Origin of the sequence: Bradyrhizobium sp. Leo170, assembly GCF_004296405.1 — a bacterium.
GTDB lineage: Bacteria > Pseudomonadota > Alphaproteobacteria > Rhizobiales > Xanthobacteraceae > Bradyrhizobium.
Genome location: NZ_PSRR01000516.1, coordinates 1 through 4026 on the forward strand (window position 1 = coordinate 1; position 4026 = coordinate 4026).

The 4026-nt window shown below is 60.3% G+C and carries 3 protein-coding genes and 1 pseudogene; 1 reads left to right on the forward strand and 3 read right to left on the reverse strand.

Annotated features, from left to right (window positions below):
- Positions 1 to 392: 392 nt before the first annotated feature.
- Positions 393 to 1489, reverse strand: a pseudogene (locus CWO89_RS41620) (IS256 family transposase); the annotation flags it as partial.
- A gap of 187 nt (positions 1490 to 1676) precedes the next feature.
- Between CWO89_RS41620 and CWO89_RS41625 the strand changes: the two are divergent.
- Positions 1677 to 1931 carry a hypothetical protein gene (locus CWO89_RS41625; protein WP_130584037.1) on the forward strand — a complete coding sequence of 85 codons (255 nt, stop codon included), beginning with the start codon at positions 1677 to 1679 and terminating at the stop codon, positions 1929 to 1931.
- Here the strand turns inward: CWO89_RS41625 and xopAG are convergent.
- Both xopAG and CWO89_RS41635 read right to left on the reverse strand, forming a co-directional pair.
- Positions 1910 to 3226: a XopAG/AvrGf1 family type III secretion system effector gene (gene xopAG / locus CWO89_RS41630; protein ID WP_207234687.1), complete on the reverse strand. Its 1317-nt coding sequence runs from the start codon at positions 3224 to 3226 to the stop codon at positions 1910 to 1912. The genes CWO89_RS41625 and xopAG overlap by 22 nt on opposite strands.
- A gap of 364 nt (positions 3227 to 3590) precedes the next feature.
- Positions 3591 to 4026 (reverse strand): transposase (locus CWO89_RS41635; RefSeq protein WP_207234688.1); only part of this gene is annotated, 436 nt, incomplete at its 5' end.

Below are 4026 nucleotides of genomic sequence, written 5' to 3' on the forward strand. Positions count from 1 at the left end.
GAGATGTTGATTGCCGCCCAGGCGGAGCACAGCTACGAACGCTTCGTGTCGCAATGGAAACCGCGGCGGCCAAAAACCGGCGCGCGGGCGCCTCAATCCGGCAGGACAAAATAGGCAGTCCGGTGACGCTTGCAGCCGACGCGTCACGCTTCGCCACGAGGTCGCCCGCGCCGGACAACCCTAATCGCGGCTGACGGCAAGGTCCAGCCACGCCTGGAATGCCGTCCCGTTCGACACCAGCGTGCCGTCGTGCTCGGGCCGGTCAAGGCCGAGCCGTGCGGTGGCCGCAAATGCGGCCAGCCTTGACCGCCCCTGCGCGCGGCGGCTGCGAGATCGGTGGCCGGGACGGAAGAATGGCCCGCAGCGCGGCCGAACAAAAGAATGGACTTACGGCGATCCCGGCAATCCTCGTGTCGGCCATGAAGAAATCGCTTGTCCATCTCATCCGTCGTCCGCAGGTGGTTCCAGTGCTCGGCTGGAACGTCGTAGAACGCCAGTAGCGTGTCCCGATCCTTACTTAGGCAGTCGGCAGCCTTCTCGTATTTGGGCGTGTAGCTCTCGATGAAGGCGTCGAACGCCAGCTCGGCGGCGGCTTGGTTTCGGCCATCCAGATCTCCTGCAACGCGCGTTTGGCCTTCGGTTGCTGGCTCTTCGGCAACTTGGCGATCACGTTCGCGCTCTTGTGCACCCAGCAGCGCTGCTCGCGCGTTTTCGGCCAGACCTCACCGGCAGCCTTCCAGAACCCGAGCGCGCCATCGGCGATGGCGAGCCGCGGCGGCACGTCGAGCCCGCGGCGCTTCAGCTCGAGCAGCAGATCGCGCCAGTCCTGCGCGCTCTCGCGGGCACCATCGGTGAAGCCGACCAGTTCCTTGCGGCCTTCCGACGTCGCGCCGATCAGCACCAGGATGCACCGCTTTTCGTCTTCGAGCCGTGCCTCCAGATGGATGCCATCGGCCCAGATGTAGACGTAGCGCTTCGCCGACAGATCGCGCCTCGGCCACGCGGTGTGTTCGTCAAGCCAACCGTCCTTCAGGCGGCCGATGGCGGATGCCGACAATCCGGCAGCATCCTTGCCAAGCAGCGCCGCCAGCGCCTCGGAGAAGTCACCGGTGGAGATCCCCTTCAGGTAAAGGATCGGCAGCAGCGTCTCGATCGATTTCGAGCGGCGCATGTAGGGCGGCAGGATCGACGGAGAGAACCGGATGCGGTCGGGGTCGGTAGCGCCCGCCTCGCGATCGCGTACACGCGGTTGGCGGACGGCGACCGGACCGATACCGGTCATCACCTCGCGTTCCGGCAGGTGACCGTGGCGGACGACGCGCTGGTGGCCGTCCGCAGTCTTCAAATCGGCATGCTTGCCGAGAAAGTCCGCGACCTCGGCCTCTACCGCCTGAGCCAACAGAGCACGCGCCCCATTGCGCAAGATTTCGGTGCGTTGATCGGCGACGTTTCCTGGCTGAATCAGCTTGATGATGTTATCTTTGGACACGGCATATCGCTCCTACGGTGGAGAAGTGGAGGCGTCAAGCACCCCCACGATATGCCGCCTTCCCGATTCCCGCCGTCACCAACTTTCAGCGATAGCTCTCAGGACATATTCCCCTCACCACTAGGGCTGTACTCAATTAGCGGTTTCTGATTCCCTCGGGCCGAGTTGAGTCGGCATGGGGGCTTCGATGCGCAAAGGACTGTTCTGGCTCAACGACAAGCAGTTGGCTCGGATACAGCCGCATCTGCCACTCACCTACCTGAAGGGATACGCCGACGGCAGCGAGGCCAAGGACGGAATCGCCCGCTGGATCGCCTTCTATAACGAGCATCGCCTTCGTGGCGTGGCTTTGACGAGCGGATCGGGACGTCGTCGCTCTCGCTTCGGCTTCGCAATTGGCCTATCGGTCGACGTCCCACTTCACAGCTTTTCTCCGCCATAGAACTCTTCCGCAGCCATCCTACATACGTCTTCGTAGAACCGATCTGCATCCGCCACTGTATAGCCGGCGCCTGCAAAGCACCCTCGTGCGGTCTCGTGGAGCGTATGCCGGATCCCGCTGGCATCGTCATATACCGCATTGAGGCACCCAATGATCACGACTACATCGTCTTTGGACAACGGTTCTTCCGCGCTCATCAGTCTCGCGTGGTTGATGCACGCCACAGCATTGGCGCATGTGAACGAGTCCCCGAGGCCCGAGCAGTCTTCGAACCCGTTACCCTGCTCGTTCAACTTGAAGTGAGCTATGGCCAGGTTCTCCATGTTTTTTGAGGCCGCCATGGGCTGAAGATCATTGAGTGCTCCAGGATCATTCTTCAGCCAAAACTTATGGAAGCGGGCTTCGAGCTTGTGCAATAGTGGTCCTATGACACCGGTATTTCGCTTGAAGATGCTTTTCGACGGGTCTTCGAACATCAAGCTCTCATCGATCTTGTAGGTCTCGTCCGGCGACAGAAAACCGTGCTGCGCCAGCGTCTTCATGACGATCTTCTCGGCATGTCCCCAGTGCTCGTCTGCGGCATAGACCTGCCTCAAGTTCAAGATCGCTTGGCCGGCGGCAAACTGCGCATCTTCGCTAAGCTTGTCGTCCTTCTCCAGCAAGGCCTCGAGCGACTCCACGCATTGCCGCGGTGACAAGCCTTTCGTCTCGGAGACGTCTTTGAAGTGTTTGTAGCCTTTGAGCACGAACGGTCGGGTGATCGACCGCGAGGTGTACCCGCGAGCCCCGGTCTCGTCATTGGCGACGCCTGTCAGCGCATATTTGTTCTTCTGCTCGTACAGGCTGCTCTTCGTCAAATCGGGATCATTCGGTACGAGAGGCGGATCATATTTGGCAACGTGGTCAGCTTTCACGAGTTGGCCCTTGAGGCACGTAAGGCTCTTCACCAGCGACTGGCGCGCCTTCTCCGTGTTTACGAGGTGCATGACGTGCACTTTCGTAGCTGCCCGATAGTCGGTCATGGTCACGAACTGGTTGTTGCCGCAGGTCCGCACGGAATTAATCGACCGATTGTTCCGCTTCTGCTCTTTTGGACTGCTGCTGTGGTAGTGGCGGAAACGGACTTTTGCTATTTCGGATGCCTTATTGAGCCTGTCGTTGCTCGTGAATCCACCTTTGCCATCGTGTAACGACGTGGTCGAGAGGAAGAAATCATTGGTAGTCTTGTCGTAGAGATATGCCGCACCGGCCACCCCCAATGCATACTTCATTGCGCGAGAGGCCTGGCCCAGCAAGTCGCGGTCTCCACTTGTGTCCTCTCCGCCCCGGGATTGCGGGCTATTTGAGTTACGGAGATCAGACGTGGCCTGTCGAGAAGCTCGGAAATTGGTCAGCGCACTCGTATTCGCCTTGTGCGTGACCACAGCGCCCTGCCGCGAAGTCTCGGTGCGGTGCACGTTCTGCAACATCATTCCGACCACACTATTATTAATGCGCATTAGCCATACTCCTGGGGATGTCCCGATCGGTGTTGAACTAGCAGTCTGCTGAAAAACCTTAAAATGGAGAGTTTTCGCCTTCTCGGCGGTTGTTGTTGGAGCGGCGGGGTGGGCGGTTGGATTTTTAGCCTGTTGTTAGGGGCACCCTGACGCGAGGCGGCTAAACGGCAAGCAGTTTGGGAATGCGGATCAGGTTGTAGGCGATCAGATTGAGCAGGAAGTCGGCGGCGACGCGAGCGATGCCGCGATGTTTGGTTTTGCGCATGGTGCCATGCTGCTTGCCCCATCCGAAAATGCACTCGACCATCGCCCGGCGGGATTGCGACATGCCGTACCCCGGATGCCGCGTGGTTCGTTCGTCGATGGCGCTGTTGCGGGTCTTGCCGGTTTTGGTGACGGCCTGGTTCTGTGTCACATGCGGCGTCACGCCGATGGCGCGAAGATTGGCGACATGATCGGTCGTATCGTACGCCTTGTCCTCGCCGGCTGTGATGCGGCGGCCTGCGGCTTTGCGTCTCGCCTTCAGCATGGTCTCCGAAGCCCGGCGTTCGGCGATGCCATTGGCCTGCGTGACCATGCCGGCCACCGCCAACCCA